Consider the following 16,358-nt stretch of genomic DNA (forward strand, 5'->3'; position numbering starts at 1 on the left):
ACGGCGGTGACCGGTCGTCTTCGCTTCAGGGACTACCTGTTCAGGAACGACGCGACGCGCGCAGTTCGCGCGGCAGGGCGAACACCAGGGTCTCGTTGGCGGTCGTCACCGACTGCACGTCGTGGAAGCCGCGCTCGTCGAGGAACTGGACGACGCCCTGGACGAGGATCTCGGGGACCGACGCACCCGAGGTGATACCGACGGTCTCGACGCCCTCGAGCCAGGCCGGATCGATCTCCTTGGCGTAGTCGACCAGGTGGGCCGCCCGGGCACCTGCACCGAGAGCCACCTCGACGAGTCGCACGGAGTTGGACGAATTCCGCGACCCCACGACGATCACCAGATCGCACTCGGGCGCCATCGCCTTCACCGCGACCTGCCGGTTCTGGGTGGCGTAGCAGATGTCGTCGCTCGGCGGATCCTGCAGCTGCGGGAACTTCTCGCGCAGGCGCTGCACGGTCTGCATCGTCTCGTCGACGCTCAGGGTGGTCTGGGACAGCCAGATGACCTTCTCCGGGTCGCGCACGGTCACCGAGTCGACGGCGTCGGGGCCGTCGACGAGCTGCACGTGGTCGGGGGCCTCACCTGCGGTTCCCTCGACCTCCTCGTGCCCTTCGTGACCGATGAGGAGGATGTCGAAGTCGTCGCGGGCGAAACGCTTGGCCTCCTGGTGGACCTTCGTCACCAGCGGGCAGGTGGCGTCGATGGTGCGCAGCTGCCGGGCAGCGGCGGATTCGTGGACCGCGGGAGACACACCGTGCGCCGAGAACACGAGGACGGCGCCTTCGGGCACTTCGTCGGTCTCGTCGACGAAGACCACGCCGCGTTCGGCAAGCGTGTCGACGACGTGGCGGTTGTGGACGATCTCCTTGCGGACGTAGATCGGCGCGCCGTACTTGTCGAGCGCTTTCTCGACCGTCTCGACCGCACGATCGACGCCGGCGCAGTAACCGCGTGGCTCGGCGAGCAGAACGCGCTTTCCGGAGGCAGAGGGACCGGCGGACCGTGTGATCCCGACTTCGAGTGGAACAGGCGCAGACATGCCTCCAGACTACGGGGCGCGTCGGAGAGGGGCTTCCCAGCTCGCAACCGAGGGGCTCACCCGGCTACCAATCACGCCGATCATCGGGCAGTCTTGGGGCATGATCCGTCCACCGTTCCTGGCACGGGTGGCTGCCGGCGTTGCTGTCACCGCGTACGAAGAGACCCTCAAGCTGCCGAGCACAGCCGTGTCGTTGCCGATGACGACGGTGAGCCAGATCCTGCAGACGACGATGCGGGTGCAACAGGTGATGACCTCGCTCGCCATCAAGGGCGACCAGTTCTTCGAGGTCTTCGGAGGAGAGCCCGCCGAGACCGCACAGTGGGCGACCTTCGACGACGACGGCTCCTCGTCGTCGGACGACGCCGCTCCCTCGACGAATGCCGCGTCGAACGGCGTTCCCGGCCGATTCGCCCTGTACTCGATCCCGCCGGAGACCGAGACCGATGCGCCTGCCGCCGAGACGGCGGTCACACCGGCGAAGTCCGGTGCGGCGACCTCGAAAGCGCCCGAGAAGAAGGTGGCAGCGGAGAAGGCCGGCACGAAGTCCGCCGAAGGCACGGACACGAAGGTCGCCGAGGCCTCCGGAGACCGGTCCGAGATCGTCGAGTACCTCGACTACGACTCGCTGACCCTCGCCCAGTTGCGGGCCCGTCTGCGCACGCTGTCGGTGGACGAACTCACAGCGTTGCTCGACTACGAGAATGCTCACGCCGCGCGTACTCCGTTCGTGACGATGCTGTCGAACCGGATCACCAGCGCGCGTAACAAGTGACGGCCGGACAGAACGCGGGACGACCGAACTCCGCGGAGCAGCCCTGGCCCGTCCGCACCGTCGCCCAGAAGGTTGCCGGGTGGGTCGACAAGCTCGGCACCATCTGGGTCGAGGGTCAGGTCACCCAGATCAACGCCCGTCCCGGCACCCGGACGGCGTTCCTGACCTTGCGCGACCCGTCGGTGGACATGTCCCTGCAGGTGACCTGCTCACCGCAGCTCCTGCAGCAGTCGGGGGTGCCGATCACCGAGGGCAGCCGCGTGATCATGTTCGGGAAGATGACCTTCTGGCCCGGTCGCGGCAGCCTCGCGCTGCGGGTCACCGAGATCCGGGCCGTCGGCATCGGGGAGCTGCTCGCGCGCCTCGAGCGGCTGCGCGCGTTGCTCGCCGCCGAGGGCCTGTTCGACCCGCGGTTGAAACGACCCTTGCCGTTCCTGCCGCGCCGCGTCGGCCTGGTCACCAGCCGCGGCAGCGCAGCCGAACGCGACGTGCTGTCGGTCGCGCAGCGTCGCTGGCCGGCCGTGCGGTTCGACGTTCGCCACGCGACGGTGCAGGGCCCCACCGCGGTCACACAACTCATCGAGGCTCTCGAGGCGCTCGACAGCGATCCGGACGTCGACGTGATCGTTCTTGCCCGTGGCGGTGGCAGCGTCGAGGATCTGCTGCCGTTCTCCGACGAAGCGCTGTGCCGCGCGATCGCCGCATGCACGACCCCCGTGGTCAGCGCGATCGGCCACGAGCCCGACAGTCCGTTGTGCGATCACGTCGCCGACCTGCGGGCCGCGACCCCCACCGATGCCGCGAAGCGCGTCGTGCCCGATGCCGTCGCCGAACTCGATCTGGTCGACGAGCTGAGGACTCGGTCGGCGGCGGCGCTGCGCAACTGGGTGCGCCGGGAGGAACACGTCATCGCGCAGATGCGCGAGCGTCCCGTCCTGGCCGATCCGTTCCGCGACCTCGACCGGCGATACGAGGAACTCGAGCGGCTGCAGCAGGCGGCACGACGCGACGTCACCCGGCTGATCTCGTCGGAGTCGTCGACGCTCGAACATCTGCGGGCGCGGCTGGGGACCCTCGGCCCCGCGGCGACCCTGGCGCGTGGCTACGCCGTGGTCCAGCGGATCGTGCCGGGCAGCGACCCGGAGGTGGTACGCACACTCGGCGAGATGCCGATCGGCACCCAGCTGCGGGTGCGGGTTGCGGACGGCGCGGCCCGCGCCGCCGTCATGGGACACGAACGACAAGGAAGACAGGAACAGTGACGAACGCGGGAACCGACGACGCGAACGCCGATGTGCGGGAGTTCGGCTACGAGCGAGCTCGGGACGAACTCGTCAACGTCGTGAAGATGCTCGAACAGGGCGGACTCGACCTCGACGACTCTCTGCAGCTGTGGGAACGCGGCGAGGCCCTCGCGAAACGCTGCGAGGAGCATCTCGCCGGCGCCCGCGAACGCGTCGAGCAGGCACTCTCGCTCGCGGACGACGAGGACGAAGACGACGAGGACTGACCTCGATCGCCCCGGCCCGGATCAGGGTTCGAGCGGTTCGGCCCTGCCCGCAGCGGTGGCCAGCGCAGTGAGCTCGGCCTCGTCGCCGGAGCCGCCGATCAGGATGCGCACGTCGCCGAAGTCGGACACCCAGAGCGCTTCGACTCCCTCGCCGCCGTAGACCACCCAGTCGTGCCCCTCGATCGAGCGGCTGTCGGTGGCGGTGCGGGCTCCCCCGGCGACGAATCGCACCAGCTCGTCCTCACCGGCATCCGACTGGGTGAACCGCACGTAGCGACCCTCCGGAGTGATGAAACCGACTGTGCTCGAATCGCCGCCCTGGTTACCGGAGACGATGCTGCGACTGCCGGAGTTGGGCTGCCAGCCCTCGGGGACCTCGGGATGACGGATGGGGAATGCGAGTTCCGTCGCGTCGTACTTCAGACCGGCATCGATGTCGAAACTCGGCACCGGGCCCGCTGTGGGTCCGCCGGGCTTGAACTCGCACTGGCTGGCGATCGCGGCGATGAACAGAATCAGCACGAGCAGCGGGATCAACGACCACGCCATATCGCGACCGTCTTGCAGGATGCGAGGTTTCTTGGATGCCACCCGTCCAGTCTGACAGCTGCGGAACAGGCATGTTCAGGCCGGGCGGGTCCGACAGCCCACACCATCGGCCGTGATGAGACAATAGCCGTGCGACACACACGGATCGTGCGGACGCCCTCGGCGACCGCTCCCTCTGCCGGCGCAACCCGCGTCGACCGAAAGTCTCCAGGAGGCAGTAGCCCATGACGGCCAGCACCCCACGCCGCGAAGCGCCGGACCGCAACCTCGCACTCGAACTGGTCCGCGTCACCGAGGCCGCGGCGATGGCGGCCGGCCGGTGGGTCGGGCGCGGCGACAAGGAAGGCGGCGACGGCGCCGCGGTCGACGCGATGCGCCACATGGTCAGCTCCGTGTCGATGCAGGGTGTCGTCGTGATCGGTGAGGGCGAGAAGGACGAAGCGCCCATGCTCTACAACGGCGAGGAGGTCGGCAACGGCGACGGTCCGCTGTGCGACGTCGCGGTCGACCCGATCGACGGCACGACACTCATGTCGAAGGGTGCTCCCGGCGCGATCGCGGTGCTCGCCGTGGCCGAGCGCGGTGCGATGTTCGACCCGTCCGCCGTGTTCTACATGGAGAAGATCGCCGTCGGCCCCGAGGCCGCCGACGTCATCGACATCACCGCCCCGATCGCGGAGAACATCCGCCGCGTCGCGAAGGCGAAGAACATCGCGCATGCCGACCTTACCGTGACGATCCTCGATCGTCCGCGCCACGCGCAGATCATCAAGGAGGTGCGTGAGGCGGGTGCCCGCATCCGTCTGATCTCCGACGGCGACGTCGCCGGTGCGATCGCCGCTGCACGTCCGGGTTCGGGTGTCGACATGCTGCTCGGCATCGGCGGTACCCCCGAGGGCATCATCGCCGCAGCCGCGATGCGCTGCATGGGCGGCGCGCTGCAGGGTCGCCTGGCGCCGAAGGACGACGCCGAGCGTCAGAAGGCGATCGACGCCGGACACGATCTCGATCGCGTCCTGACCACCACCGATCTCGTCACGGGCGAGAATATCTTCTTCTGTGCGACCGGCGTCACCGACGGCGAGCTGCTCCGCGGTGTCCGCTACTCCGCGGGTGGCGCGGAGACGCAGTCGATCGTGATGCGCAGCAAGTCGGGCACGGTGCGCATGATCGAGGCGTACCACCGTCTGCAGAAGCTCAGTGAGTTCTCGTCCATCGACTTCCACGGTGTCGCCGGCTCGCCGCCTCCCATGCCCTGATCGCCACCGATCGCTCCCGAGGAGGGGCACTGCCACGAGTTCTCGTCGCAGTGCCCCTCCTCGTTCGTTCCGGCGGCATAACGTGGAGGACATGACCGACACCGAACAGTCTTCTCAGCAGTTCCGTATCGAACGCGACACGATGGGCGAGGTCCAGGTTCCGGTCGACGCCTTGTGGCGCGCCCAGACGCAGCGCGCCGTGGAGAACTTCCCGATCTCGGGGCGCGGACTCGAACGCGCACAGATCCGCGCGCTCGGTCTGCTCAAGAGCGCCTGCGCCCGGGTGAACAAGGACCTGGGTCTGCTCGATCCGGAGAGGGCCGATGCGATCATCGCCGCCGCCGATGCGATCGCCGCCGGCGAATACGACGACCAGTTCCCGATCGACGTCTTCCAGACCGGTTCGGGCACGAGTTCGAACATGAACACCAACGAGGTCATCGCCTCACTCGCCGCGAAGGCCGGGGTCACGGTCCACCCCAACGACGACGTGAACATGTCGCAGTCGTCGAACGACACCTTCCCCACCGCGACGCATGTCGCTGCGACCGAGGCGACGGTCAGGGACCTGATCCCTGCCCTCGAGCACCTGCACGGAGCCCTCGCCGGGAAGGCGAAGGAGTGGCGCACCGTCGTCAAGTCCGGCCGCACCCATCTGATGGATGCGGTCCCGGTGACCCTGGGCCAGGAATTCGGTGGATACGCCCGTCAGATCGAGGCCGGGATCGAACGTCTGCGTGCGACACTCCCCCGCCTCGGCGAACTGCCGATCGGTGGCACCGCGGTCGGCACGGGACTCAATGCGCCGGCGGATTTCGGTCCGCGCGTAGTGGCCGTGCTCGTCGAGACCACCGGACTCGAGGATCTGCAGCGGGCCCGCGACAGTTTCGAGGCGCAGGCCGCACGTGACGCCCTGGTCGAGGTCTCCGGTGCGCTGCGCACCGTCGCCGTGTCGCTGACGAAGATCGCCAACGACATCCGCTGGATGGGATCCGGTCCGCTCACCGGCCTGGCCGAGATCCGGCTCCCCGATCTGCAGCCCGGCAGCTCGATCATGCCGGGTAAGGTCAATCCCGTTCTCCCCGAAGCAGTTACGCAGGTCGCCGCGCAGGTCGTGGGCAACGACGCCACCGTGGCGTGGAGCGGTGCGGCGGGAGCCTTCGAACTCAACGTCTACATTCCGGTCATGGCGCGGAACGTCCTCGAGTCGATTCGGCTGCTCGCCAACGTCTCCCGGCTGTTCGCCGATCGCTGCATCACCGGGCTGGTCGCGAACGTCGAACATCTGCGCACGCTGGCGGAGTCGTCGCCCTCGATCGTCACTCCCCTCAACTCGGCGATCGGCTACGAGGAGGCCGCGGCCGTCGCCAAGGAGGCTCTGAAGGAGAAGAAGACGATCCGTCAGGCCGTCGTGGACCGCGGCCTCGTCGGCGACCGCCTGAGCGAGGAGGAACTGGACCGCCGCCTCGACGTCCTGGCGATGACGCGGGTGGACGAGGAGTCCTGACCCGCAGAGTTCCGACCGACAGAGCCGTCTGCATTCGCTACGAATTCCGCCATCCGCTACAGCAACTTGCTGTAGCGGATGGCGAAGACGTGAGCGAACAGCAAGGGCTCACCGGGAGTCACCTCACTCCTGGACCACCTCGGTCCCGGCTCGGGGCGACCAGGTGATGTACCCGAACTGGAAGTTGCTCCTCGCACCGTCGGCGTTCTTTTCCTCGTCACTGATCGGGAAGCCCAGGTCGCCACCGGCACCGCCCGCGGCCTCCCAGGCCGTGCGGATCTCACCCCACACGATGTGGGAATCGGTATCGGGACTCCACGCGATGATGCCGCCCTCGAACTCCGCGACGTAGCCGTCGCCGACCTCTTCCTGCTCACCGGTCGCCGCACCGAGGGGGCTCGACGCACCACCGACCTCGTTGTACTTCTGCAGGATAGGTCCGCTGAGTTCGACCTGCTCACCGCCCGGACCGGGCACGGCGCTGGACTGATCCGCTGCGGGTTCCGAGGCCTCGGGCGAATCGTCGCCCTGTGTGATCGATTCGACGGCGCTCTGCGCCCCGGACGCCACGCCCTCCGCGGCAGACTGGACCGCGCTGGTCGCGCTGTCCACCGTGTCCTCCGCCGATCGGTCGTCGCTGCAGCCTGCGACGACCAGTCCGACCGCCGCCGCGGCCGCCACCAACGCCGCTCTGCGTCGGGGAATTCGCTTCATCGGTTCGCTCCTGTCGCTGTGAGGACGGGTACCTGATGTCAGGGTGCCCGACTCGCCCGCGACACAACCCGGTTTCGGGCGATTCTGTGGCATGGGCGAATCCGGTTCCACCACCGGTCCGTGCCCGTTACCATGCGACGCAGCCGACGCCGAGGAGAGCGATGAGCACACCGACCGCCACCGGACAGAACGCCGTCGCGACGGTGACCGACTTCCTGGAGGCGACGGCCGCGGAGGACATCGACCGCGCCGCCTCGCTGATCACCGACGACATCGCGTGGCACAACACCTGGCTCCCCACCATCCGCGGCGCTTCCCGGGTGCGGCAGATCCTCGCCGGTCTCGCACGACCTGCGGTGGGATTCGGTGTCGTCGTCCACCACATCGCGGCCGACGGCGACATCGTGCTCACCGAGCGCACCGACAGCCTGCGTTTCGGTCCGGTGCGCATCGAGTTCTGGGTGTGCGGCACCTTCGAGTTACGCGACGGACGGATCGCCGTGTGGGACGACCACTTCGACGTCCTCACCTTCCTCCGCGGCACCGCCGTGGGGGTACTGCGCGCCGTACTACGTCGTTCCTGATCGTCGACGCCCGCATAGAATCCGTTCGTCACCGAACCGTTCGGTGACGGATCAGCAGGGAGCGATGACATGTCCGACGCCGAGCACACTCCGGGATTCACGACGGGTCTGGAGATCCGGCGCGAAGTGATGGGTGACGACTTCGTCGAGCGAGCGTTCGAACGCTCCCGCGGCACCGACTCCGAGGCGATGCAGGAATTCGTCACCGAACACGCCTGGGGTGCCGTGTGGTCGCGCCCCGGTCTCGACCGGCGCAGCCGCAGCCTGCTCAACCTCGGCATGCTCATCGCGTTGCGTGCCGAGAACGAGTTGCGCGGCCACGTCCGCGGAGCGCTGCGCAACGGGCTCGGCCGCGCGGAGATCGTCGAATCCGTCATCCACTGCTCGGCGTACTGCGGTGCCCCCGCCGGACTCGCCGCGATGCGCGTGGTCCAGGAAGTCCTCGAGGCCGAACTCGGCCCCCTCTCCGAGAAGACCGCCTCCGACGAGGCCTGACGACGACGGCGCGCCCGGCGGGATGCCGGACGCGCCGTTCGATCGAGCTCGGGGTTCAGGCGCCCGGAGCGAACTCCTCGAGCATCTCCGTCACCAGCGCCGCGATCGGCGAGCGCTCACTGCGCGTGAGCGTGACGTGTGCGAACAACGGATGCCCCTTGAGTTTCTCGATGACCGCCGCGACACCGTCGTGCCGGCCGACACGCAGGTTGTCGCGCTGGGCGACGTCGTGGGTGAGCACGACGCGCGATCCCGCACCGAGCCGCGACAGGACGGTGAGCAGCACGTTGCGTTCGAGCGATTGCGCCTCGTCGACGACGACGAACGAATCGTGCAGCGACCGGCCACGAATGTGCGTGAGCGGCAGCACTTCCAGCATTCCGCGGCTGAGCACCTCTTCGAGCACCGCCGGGCTGGCGAGTCCTTCGAGGGTGTCGAAGACCGCCTGGCCCCACGGATTCATCTTCTCGGCCTCCGTACCCGGAAGATAGCCGAGTTCCTGTCCGCCGACCGCGTAGAGCGGCCGGAAGACCACCACCTTGCGGTGGGTTCGTCTTTCCAGGACGGCTTCGAGTCCGGCCGTCAGTGCCAGCGCGGACTTTCCGGTTCCGGCCTTGCCGCCGAGGGAGACGATGCCGACGGATTCGTCGAGCAGCAGGTCGAGGGCGACGCGCTGTTCGGCGGAGCGTCCGTGCAGTCCGAACGCCTCCCGGTCGCCGCGGACGAGCTGCACCCGCTTGTCGGCGGTGACCCGGCCGAGTGCGCTGGAGGAACCGCCGAGGAGCCTGATCCCCGTGTGGCACGGCAGATCCCGAGCGTCGTCGATGTCGACGATGCCCTCGGAGAACATCTCGTCGATGAGCTCCCGATCGACCTCGAGTTCGGTCATGCCCGTCCATCCCGAGATCACCACGTCCTGGGCGTGGTACTCGTCGGCGTCGAGGCCGACGGCCCCGGCCTTGACGCGTAACGGGATGTCCTTGCTGACGAGCACCACGTCGCGTCCCTCGGTGGCCAGGTTCAGGGCGCACGCGAGGATGCGGGAGTCGTTGGTGTCGGTGCGGAATCCGGCGGGCAGGACCATCGGATCGGTGTGGTTGAGCTCCACGTGCAGGGTGCCCCCCTCGTCCCCGATGGGGATGGGCTGATCGAGGCGTCCGTGCCGCTGCCGCAGGTCGTCGAGCAGCCGGAGGGATTCGCGGGCGAACCAGCCGAGTTCGTGGTGGTGCCGCTTGCCTTCGAGTTCGCCGATCACCACCAGCGGAAGGACGACTTCGTGCTCGGCGAACCTGGTGACCGCCCAAGGGTCGGAGAGCAACACTGAAGTGTCCAGTACGTAGGTGCGTACAGCGGGTTCTTTCGCAGCGGCAGGACCGGAGCGGGTGGGGACGGAGCGTGTTGCGTTCACGTGGGGCTCCTCGGCCCGGACGGCACCGCCCGGACGTATTCGGTGGGCCGGTGGGTCCCCGGTGTCGTCACGACCACGAAGGCCCGGTGCCGGCCCCCTCGTTCGGACTGTGTCAGCCACACGATCAGGGACCTCCCGTGTAGTCGGCACCTGCGCCGCCTACACCCCAGACGCTAACGCCGATCCGGACGATTCGCTCGCTGGTGGAGTATGCGTGTCGGTGAAGTTTCCGTAAACGTCGTCTCGGGAGTGTTCGTGCGCCTCAGAGGTACGCACGAACGTCGTCGATCCGACCCCGCTCGCCGGGGTCGGATCGACCGAAATCCGGATTCGGGTCAGCGCAGCGACGCGGTGAGTTCTTCGGCCTCGCGGTCGCGGCAACGCGCCGACGCGGCGATCGATTCGATCAGTGCGTTCGTGGTCTCGACCCGGCCGACCCGCTTCGCGACGTACTGCAGCGCCGTGAGGTGCTCGTCGCGGGAGAAGTCGGCGGTGGCGTCGAGGGCCATGAACGGTGCCACGTCGCTCATGAAGGCGTCGGCGGCGCTGAGCATGCAGCCCATGTGGGCGTAGACACCGGTGACGATCAGCTGGTCGCGGCCGTTGTGCGCGAGCAGCTGACGGAAGTCGGTGCGCTGGAACGCCGAGTACCGCCACTTGGTGACCTGGATGTCGTTCGGGCCGGGTGTGAGTTCGTCGATGATCTCGGTGTCACGACCGGTGCTCAGGCCGACGCCCCAGAAGTCGGCGAGGATGCCGCGACGCGACGGATGCTGGTCGCCGGGCTGCATGGTGTAGACGACGGGGATGTCGGCGGCCAGGCACGCTTCACGGAGGCGAACGATGTTGGGCACGACGGTCGCGAGCGGCTCTGCGTCGCGACGGTAGGCGTCGATGAAGTACTTCTGCATGTCGTGGACGAGCAGTGCGCAGCGGGACGCATCGAGCGTCCACTCCACCCGAGCAGCGGGAATCTCGTCGCCGGTGGGCAACTCGTACGGATCGATGCTCGGGATGGCCATGCGACTTCCTTCTGCTGGTCGGGGTGCACGTGCGACGGCCGACGATGTCGGCATGCGTAGGCTACCCTAACCAACTCGCGCGGTGGGATGCGTCCCGTCCCGGATACGCGACCGGCCCGCACCGAAGGTCGGTGCGGGCCGGTCGGCGACAGGAGGAAACCGTCAGATCAGACGCCAGTCCTCGAGGCCCTCGTACAGCGGCACGGACTGTGCCAGGGCGCTCACGCGGGTGCGCAGCGACTCGGCGTCGGCGCCCCCGATGAGCGTCTGCGCGATGATCTCGGCGACCTCGGTGAACTGTTCGTCGCCGAAACCGCGGGTCGCGAGCGCCGGAGTGCCGATGCGCAGACCCGAGGTGACCATCGGGGGCCGCGGGTCGAACGGCACGGCGTTGCGGTTGACGGTGATGCCGACCTCGTGGAGCGCGTCCTCACCCTGCTGGCCGTCGAGCTGCGAGTTGCGCAGGTCGACCAGGACCAGGTGCACGTCGGTGCCGCCGGTGAGCACCGAGATGCCCTTGTCGGCGACATCGGACTGCGACAGGCGCTCGGCGATGATCCGGGCACCGGACAGGGTGCGCTGCTGACGGTCCTTGAACTCGTCGCCGGCGGCGATCTTCAGCGCGACGGCCTTCGCAGCGATGGCGTGCATCAGCGGTCCGCCCTGCTGACCGGGGAAGACAGCCGAGTTGATCTTCTTCGCCCACTCCCGCTTGGCGAGGATCAGGCCGGAACGCGGACCACCGAGGGTCTTGTGCACGGTGGTGGAGACGACGTCGGCATAGGGCACGGGCGAGGGGTGCAGTCCCGCGGCGACCAGGCCGGCGAAGTGCGCCATGTCGACCCACAGGTACGCACCGACCTCGTCGGCAATGGAGCGGAAGGCCGCGAAGTCCTCGTGACGCGGGTAGGCGGACCAGCCGGCGACGATGACCTTGGGCTTCTCGCGCACGGCGATGTCGCGGACCTCGTCCATGTCGATACGGTGGTCGTCCTTGCTGACCCCGTAGGACGCGACATCGTACAGCTTGCCGGAGAAGTTGAGCTTCATGCCGTGCGTGAGGTGGCCGCCGTGCGCGAGGTCGAGGCCGAGCAGCTTCTCGCCGGGCGTCATCAGCGCCATGAGCACCGCGGCGTTCGCCTGCGCGCCCGAGTGCGGCTGGACGTTCGCGAACTCGGCGCCGAACAGCTCCTTGGCGCGGTTACGGGCGAGGTCCTCGACGATGTCGACGTTCTCGCAGCCGCCGTAGTAGCGGCGGCCGGGGTAACCCTCGGCGTACTTGTTGGTCAGGACGCTGCCCTGGGCCTGCAGCACGGCGCGCGGCACGAAGTTCTCCGACGCGATCATCTCGAGCGTGTCGCGCTGACGCGACAACTCGCCGGCCATGGCCTCGGCGACCTCCGGGTCGAGGTCGTTCAGTGCGGCAGTGTTCACGTCGGCGCCGGGCGCAGCGGTCATCGAGATCTCTCCAAGCAGAGGGCGTCAGGGATACGACCTCCAGTCTACGAAGGCCGTCCACCGCCCCGGTAGCCGGTACCCGACCGACCTGCGGTTCACCGCAGGCTGCTGGGCACCAGGGGTTCGTCGAGCAGGCGCCGGAACCGTTCGGCACGCTCGGCTCCGACCGGAACCTGCCCGAGCCAGCCGCCGAGAAGCCGGTAGCCCTCGACGTAGGTGCTGATGTAGGCGCGCCACAACGGTGACGACAGGAACCGCAGCGACTGCCGGGCACGTTCGGGGCTCGACAGCGACCAGCGCTGCAGGAATTCGACCACGTCGTCGTGACTGCGCCCGCGGTCGTGGAGCAGCAACGCGGCGTCCTGACGCACCGGCAGCAACTGCTCGGACGCCTCGGCCAGTTCCTCGGCGAGTTCGCCGTCGAACCGGAGCCCGAGATCGGCGTAGATCTCCTGCGCCCACTTCCCCCAGCCCGGGCCGACGATCGCTTCGAGCGCGAGATCGGCGAGGCCTTCGGCCATGAGGCACTGCGGGGTGTTGACGAGGAACAGCGTCTGCTCGGCCTGCCCGGCGGCGACGAGACCGGCCTCCTTGCGGCAATGCTCGGTGTGGTGCCCCGGATACGCCTCGTGCGCGATCAGCCGCGGCAGGTGCGCCATGGTCTGTTCGAGATCGGAGTTGATCGCGACCCGCGAACGGTAGTCACCGAGGTAGTAGTTGAAACCCGACCACGGCTTGTCGCCGACGACCTCGTACTCGACACGTTCGGTATCGGGCAGCGGGTAGATCGCCCGCACCTTCTCGCGCAGCGCACCCGAGAACGCCTCGACGCAGTCGGCGAGGCGATCCGCAGGGATCACCTCGGACTTGCGGTGGGCCTGCATCCGCTCGGTGAGCGAACCCGGGCCGGGAAGCAGCGCATCGAGGCGACGGTGCGCGTCGCGGTAGGTGTCCTCGTCGCCGGGAGCGATGCGCACGTCGAAGTACGCCTCGACCTCGTCGACGAAACCGATCTCCTCCCCTGCGAACTTGCGGGCCGAGCAGTCGAGTGCGCGCAGATGCACGTCGAGGAAGCGGGTGCGCTCGTCGGACAGACCCGCACCGCGCAGTTCGTCCCGCAGGCGCCGCGCGATGTGCGATAGATCACGGGGATCGGGAGCCGGAGCGTTCTCGACCTTCCGCCGCAGCGCGGGATCGCCGGTGTAGGCGTCGACGAATCCTTCCTCGAGCCTGTCGAAAGCCAGACCCAGCAGCAGATATTCGTTCACGAAGTCGTCGGCTCCCATACCGGCCGAGCCTAGTCTCTCGTCGGCGGCCCGACACGGGAGAACCTGCCGGAGTGGGGACCCCGACGCGGCATCACCGTGTGTCAGCGAGCACAATCCGTTACATGGACATGCAACGCCGCATCCACCGCGCCGCCGGGAAGCCGTGCCGATGGCTCGTCTGAACGAACCGAGCCCGTACATCGAGTTCGACCGCAAGCAGTGGCGGACGCTGCGGAAGTCGACTCCCCTCGTCCTCACCGAGGACGAACTGGTCGGGCTTCGGGGCCTGGGCGAGCAGATCGACCTCGCGGAGGTCGCGGAGGTGTATCTGCCCCTCGCCCGGTTGATCCACCTGCAGGTCGCGGCCAGGCAGCGGTTGTTCGCGGCCACGGCGACCTTCCTCGGGGAGAAGCATCCCGATCAGCAGGTGCCGTTCGTGATCGGTGTGGCCGGCTCGGTGGCTGTCGGTAAGTCCACGACGGCCCGTGTGCTGCAGGCGCTGCTGGCACGGTGGGACCATCACCCCCGGGTGGATCTCGTGACCACCGACGGCTTCCTCTACTCCACCAAGGAATTGGTGCGGCGCAACATCATGCATCGCAAGGGCTTTCCCGAGAGCTACGATCGGCGCAAGCTGCTGCGGTTCGTCACCGAGGTCAAGTCCGGCGCGAAAGAGGTTGCGGCGCCGATCTACTCACACATCTCGTACGACATCATCCCGGGGCAGTACCACATCGTCCGTCAGCCGGACATCCTCATCATCGAGGGCCTGAACGTGTTGCAGACCGGGCCACGGTTGATGGTCTCCGACCTGTTCGACTTCTCGATCTACGTCGACGCGCGGATCGAGGACATCGAGAAGTGGTACGTGGAGCGCTTTCTCGCGCTGCGTAATACGTCCTTCGCCGATCCGGAGGCGCACTTCCACCACTACGCGAACCTGTCGGACCGGGACGCGATGAGTGCCGCGAAGGAGATCTGGCACTCGATCAACCTGCCGAACCTGGTGGAGAACATCCTGCCGACACGGCCGCGCGCGACCCTGGTCCTGCGCAAGGACTCGGATCACGCCATCAACCGGCTCCGGTTGCGCAAGCTCTGAAGCGGCCCGCCGTTCCGCGCCGGACCGGGCAGTCCGGTCAGGCGCCGAAACGGCGGTGCCGTGCGGCGTAGTCGCGCAGGGCGCGCAGGAAGTCGACCCGGCGGAACTCGGGCCAGTACGCCTCGGTGAACCAGATCTCCGAGTAGGCGGACTGCCAGAGCAGGAAGCCGGACAGCCGCTGCTCGCCGGAGGTGCGGATGACGAGATCCGGATCGGGCTGACCGGACGTGTAGAGGTGACTGTCGACGCCGTCGACCGTCACGGACTGGACGAGGTCCTCACCGCGCAGCCCCTGCGCGTAGCGCACCCGCAGGAGCGACTGCACGGCGTCGACGATCTCCTGGCGACCGCCGTACCCGACGGCCACGTTGACGTGCGTGCCCGTGCGTCCGGCGGTTCCGGCCGCGGCCTCGTGCAGTCGCTTGGCGTGATCGGACGGGAGGAGGTCGGTGGTGCCGACGATCTTCACGCTCCAGTTCTGCCCGGGCGCGGAGATCTCCTCCACCACGTCGGAGATGATCTCGAGCAGTGCGTCGAGCTCCTCCGGCTCGCGTCGGAGGTTCTCGGTGGACAGCAGATAGATCGTCGCCCTCTCGATGCCGGCGGCGTCGCACCAGCCCAGCAGCTCGGCGATCTTCTTGGCACCCTCGCGGTGGCCGTGACTGACGTCGGTGAAGCCGTTCTCGCGCGCCCAACGCCGATTGCCGTCGCACATCACCGCGACGTGCCGCGGATGCCGTGCCCCGTCGAGTTCTTTCAGCAGCCGGCGCTCGTAGAGCCGGTACAGCAATCCGCGGACGCTCACCCCGTCATCACCACCCGAGTCACATTACGCCCAGGGGTACCGGCGGTCGCGGCGGCGGTCACAGAGTCTCCCGCCACAGGGTTCCACGTTGTAACGTGTCGACGGAACAAACCTACGGGTGCGTAGGTTACCGTTCGGTACAGGGAGGAGCGCACGTATGACGGCCTTCGGCCTCGAGGAACTGCCCGTCACACCGCGGATGCGCGGATGGATCCACGCCTGGGCGTTCGGTGTGGCCGTCATCGCCGGCGCCGCACTCGTCTCGGCCGCGGCCTTCCTCGCCGCCCGCCCGGGCGCCGTGCTTCCCGCGACCGTCTACAGCCTCACGGTGTGCGGCGTGTTCGGGATCAGCGCGCTCTACCACCGCCTCACCTGGAGTCCGCGGGCGCGCGTGTGGATGAAGCGTGCCGACCACTCGATGATCTTCGTGTTCATCGCGGGCAGCTACACCCCGTTCGCGACGCTGGCACTGCCACCCGGATCCGGACGGCCGTTGCTCATCGTCGTGTGGTCGGGAGCGCTCGCGGGTGTGGCACTGAAGATGTTGTGGCCGACCGCGCCGAGATGGGTCGGCGTACCCCTGTATCTGGTGCTCGGATGGGCGATCGTGCCCGTCGCCGGACAGCTGGTCGCCGAGGTCGGGCTCACCCCGATGCTGTTACTGCTGGTCGGCGGCCTGTTCTACAGCGGCGGAGCGATTCTCTACGCCACGCGCTGGCCCGACCCGTGGCCCGCGACCTTCGGGCACCACGAGTTCTTCCACGCGGCCACGGTGGTCGCGGCCCTGTGTCACGCGATCGCGGTGTGGCTTGTGATTCTGGACTGAAACCTCACAGGTCACTTCGTGCAACTTCTCACAC

Annotated in this window: 17 protein-coding genes; 9 read left to right on the plus strand and 8 right to left on the minus strand. The window is 68.1% G+C overall.

Features of this window, described 5'->3' with window-relative positions; translation table 11 throughout:
• Positions 1-40 precede the first annotated feature (40 nt).
• Positions 41-1,042: a 4-hydroxy-3-methylbut-2-enyl diphosphate reductase gene (locus EQ874_RS12330; protein WP_064064589.1), complete on the minus strand. Its 1,002-nt coding sequence runs from the start codon at positions 1,040-1,042 to the stop codon at positions 41-43.
• Positions 1,043-1,142: 100 nt separating this feature from the next.
• On the opposite strand from EQ874_RS12330, the gene EQ874_RS12335 reads away from it, so the two are divergent.
• Genes EQ874_RS12335 through EQ874_RS12345 form a run of 3 tightly spaced genes read left to right on the plus strand, consistent with a single transcriptional unit; the run spans position 1,143 to position 3,327 of the window.
• Positions 1,143-1,817: a lipid droplet-associated protein gene (locus tag EQ874_RS12335; protein ID WP_129976955.1), complete on the plus strand. Its 675-nt coding sequence runs from the start codon at positions 1,143-1,145 to the stop codon at positions 1,815-1,817.
• Positions 1,814-3,079, plus strand: coding sequence for an exodeoxyribonuclease VII large subunit (xseA, locus tag EQ874_RS12340; protein ID WP_129976956.1), 1,266 nt, complete (start codon positions 1,814-1,816; stop codon positions 3,077-3,079). The genes EQ874_RS12335 and xseA overlap by 4 nt, the downstream gene beginning before the upstream one ends.
• The gene (locus tag EQ874_RS12345) at positions 3,076-3,327 is read left to right on the plus strand and encodes an exodeoxyribonuclease VII small subunit (RefSeq protein ID WP_016933353.1); all 252 of its coding nucleotides are present in this window, start codon (positions 3,076-3,078) and stop codon (positions 3,325-3,327) included. Before xseA ends, EQ874_RS12345 begins: the two co-directional genes overlap by 4 nt.
• A gap of 21 nt (positions 3,328-3,348) precedes the next feature.
• On the opposite strand, the gene EQ874_RS12350 is transcribed toward EQ874_RS12345, so the two are convergent.
• Complete coding sequence (locus EQ874_RS12350) at positions 3,349-3,918, minus strand: DUF4245 domain-containing protein (protein ID WP_084421853.1); 570 nt, start codon at positions 3,916-3,918, stop codon at positions 3,349-3,351.
• A 182-nt stretch (positions 3,919-4,100) separates the two neighbouring features.
• On the opposite strand from EQ874_RS12350, the gene glpX reads away from it, so the two are divergent.
• Both glpX and EQ874_RS12360 read left to right on the plus strand, forming a co-directional pair.
• Positions 4,101-5,135, plus strand: coding sequence for a class II fructose-bisphosphatase (gene glpX / locus EQ874_RS12355; protein ID WP_016693944.1), 1,035 nt, complete (start codon positions 4,101-4,103; stop codon positions 5,133-5,135).
• Between the two features lie 91 nt (positions 5,136-5,226).
• Positions 5,227-6,642: a class II fumarate hydratase gene (locus EQ874_RS12360; protein WP_129976957.1), complete on the plus strand. Its 1,416-nt coding sequence runs from the start codon at positions 5,227-5,229 to the stop codon at positions 6,640-6,642.
• Positions 6,643-6,765: 123 nt separating this feature from the next.
• On the opposite strand, the gene EQ874_RS12365 is transcribed toward EQ874_RS12360, so the two are convergent.
• Positions 6,766-7,356 carry an esterase gene (locus EQ874_RS12365; protein ID WP_242496753.1) on the minus strand — a complete coding sequence of 197 codons (591 nt, stop codon included), beginning with the start codon at positions 7,354-7,356 and terminating at the stop codon, positions 6,766-6,768.
• Positions 7,357-7,517: 161 nt separating this feature from the next.
• On the opposite strand from EQ874_RS12365, the gene EQ874_RS12370 reads away from it, so the two are divergent.
• Positions 7,518-7,940: a limonene-1,2-epoxide hydrolase family protein gene (locus EQ874_RS12370; RefSeq protein ID WP_129976958.1), complete on the plus strand. Its 423-nt coding sequence runs from the start codon at positions 7,518-7,520 to the stop codon at positions 7,938-7,940.
• A gap of 69 nt (positions 7,941-8,009) precedes the next feature.
• A complete protein-coding gene (locus tag EQ874_RS12375; protein WP_064064596.1) occupies positions 8,010-8,435 on the plus strand; it encodes a carboxymuconolactone decarboxylase family protein in 426 nt (141 codons plus the stop codon).
• Positions 8,436-8,490: 55 nt separating this feature from the next.
• Here EQ874_RS12375 and EQ874_RS12380 read toward each other — a convergent pair whose 3' ends face one another.
• The 4 genes from EQ874_RS12380 to EQ874_RS12395 form a co-directional block, all read right to left on the minus strand.
• The gene (locus EQ874_RS12380) at positions 8,491-9,843 is read right to left on the minus strand and encodes a PhoH family protein (RefSeq protein ID WP_081494094.1); all 1,353 of its coding nucleotides are present in this window, start codon (positions 9,841-9,843) and stop codon (positions 8,491-8,493) included.
• Between the two features lie 335 nt (positions 9,844-10,178).
• The gene (locus tag EQ874_RS12385; protein WP_129976959.1) at positions 10,179-10,865 is read right to left on the minus strand and encodes an isochorismatase family protein; all 687 of its coding nucleotides are present in this window, start codon (positions 10,863-10,865) and stop codon (positions 10,179-10,181) included.
• A 162-nt stretch (positions 10,866-11,027) separates the two neighbouring features.
• Positions 11,028-12,323: a serine hydroxymethyltransferase gene (gene glyA, locus EQ874_RS12390; RefSeq protein WP_129976960.1), complete on the minus strand. Its 1,296-nt coding sequence runs from the start codon at positions 12,321-12,323 to the stop codon at positions 11,028-11,030.
• Positions 12,324-12,418: 95 nt separating this feature from the next.
• Positions 12,419-13,609 carry a DUF885 domain-containing protein gene (locus tag EQ874_RS12395; protein ID WP_129976961.1) on the minus strand — a complete coding sequence of 397 codons (1,191 nt, stop codon included), beginning with the start codon at positions 13,607-13,609 and terminating at the stop codon, positions 12,419-12,421.
• 151 nt (positions 13,610-13,760) lie between these two features.
• On the opposite strand from EQ874_RS12395, the gene coaA reads away from it, so the two are divergent.
• A complete protein-coding gene (coaA, locus tag EQ874_RS12400; protein WP_064064600.1) occupies positions 13,761-14,693 on the plus strand; it encodes a type I pantothenate kinase in 933 nt (310 codons plus the stop codon).
• A 37-nt stretch (positions 14,694-14,730) separates the two neighbouring features.
• On the opposite strand, the gene EQ874_RS12405 is transcribed toward coaA, so the two are convergent.
• Positions 14,731-15,498, minus strand: coding sequence for an isoprenyl transferase (locus EQ874_RS12405; protein ID WP_064064601.1), 768 nt, complete (start codon positions 15,496-15,498; stop codon positions 14,731-14,733).
• Between the two features lie 157 nt (positions 15,499-15,655).
• Here EQ874_RS12405 and EQ874_RS12410 point away from each other — a divergent pair, with 157 nt between their 5' ends.
• Positions 15,656-16,324 (plus strand): hemolysin III family protein, encoded by a 669-nt coding sequence (locus tag EQ874_RS12410; RefSeq protein WP_064064602.1) that lies wholly within the window; start codon positions 15,656-15,658, stop codon positions 16,322-16,324.
• Positions 16,325-16,358 lie beyond the last annotated feature (34 nt).

Origin of the sequence: Rhodococcus sp. Q1 (genome assembly GCF_004153645.1) — a bacterium.
Classification (GTDB): domain Bacteria; phylum Actinomycetota; class Actinomycetes; order Mycobacteriales; family Mycobacteriaceae; genus Rhodococcus; species Rhodococcus gordoniae.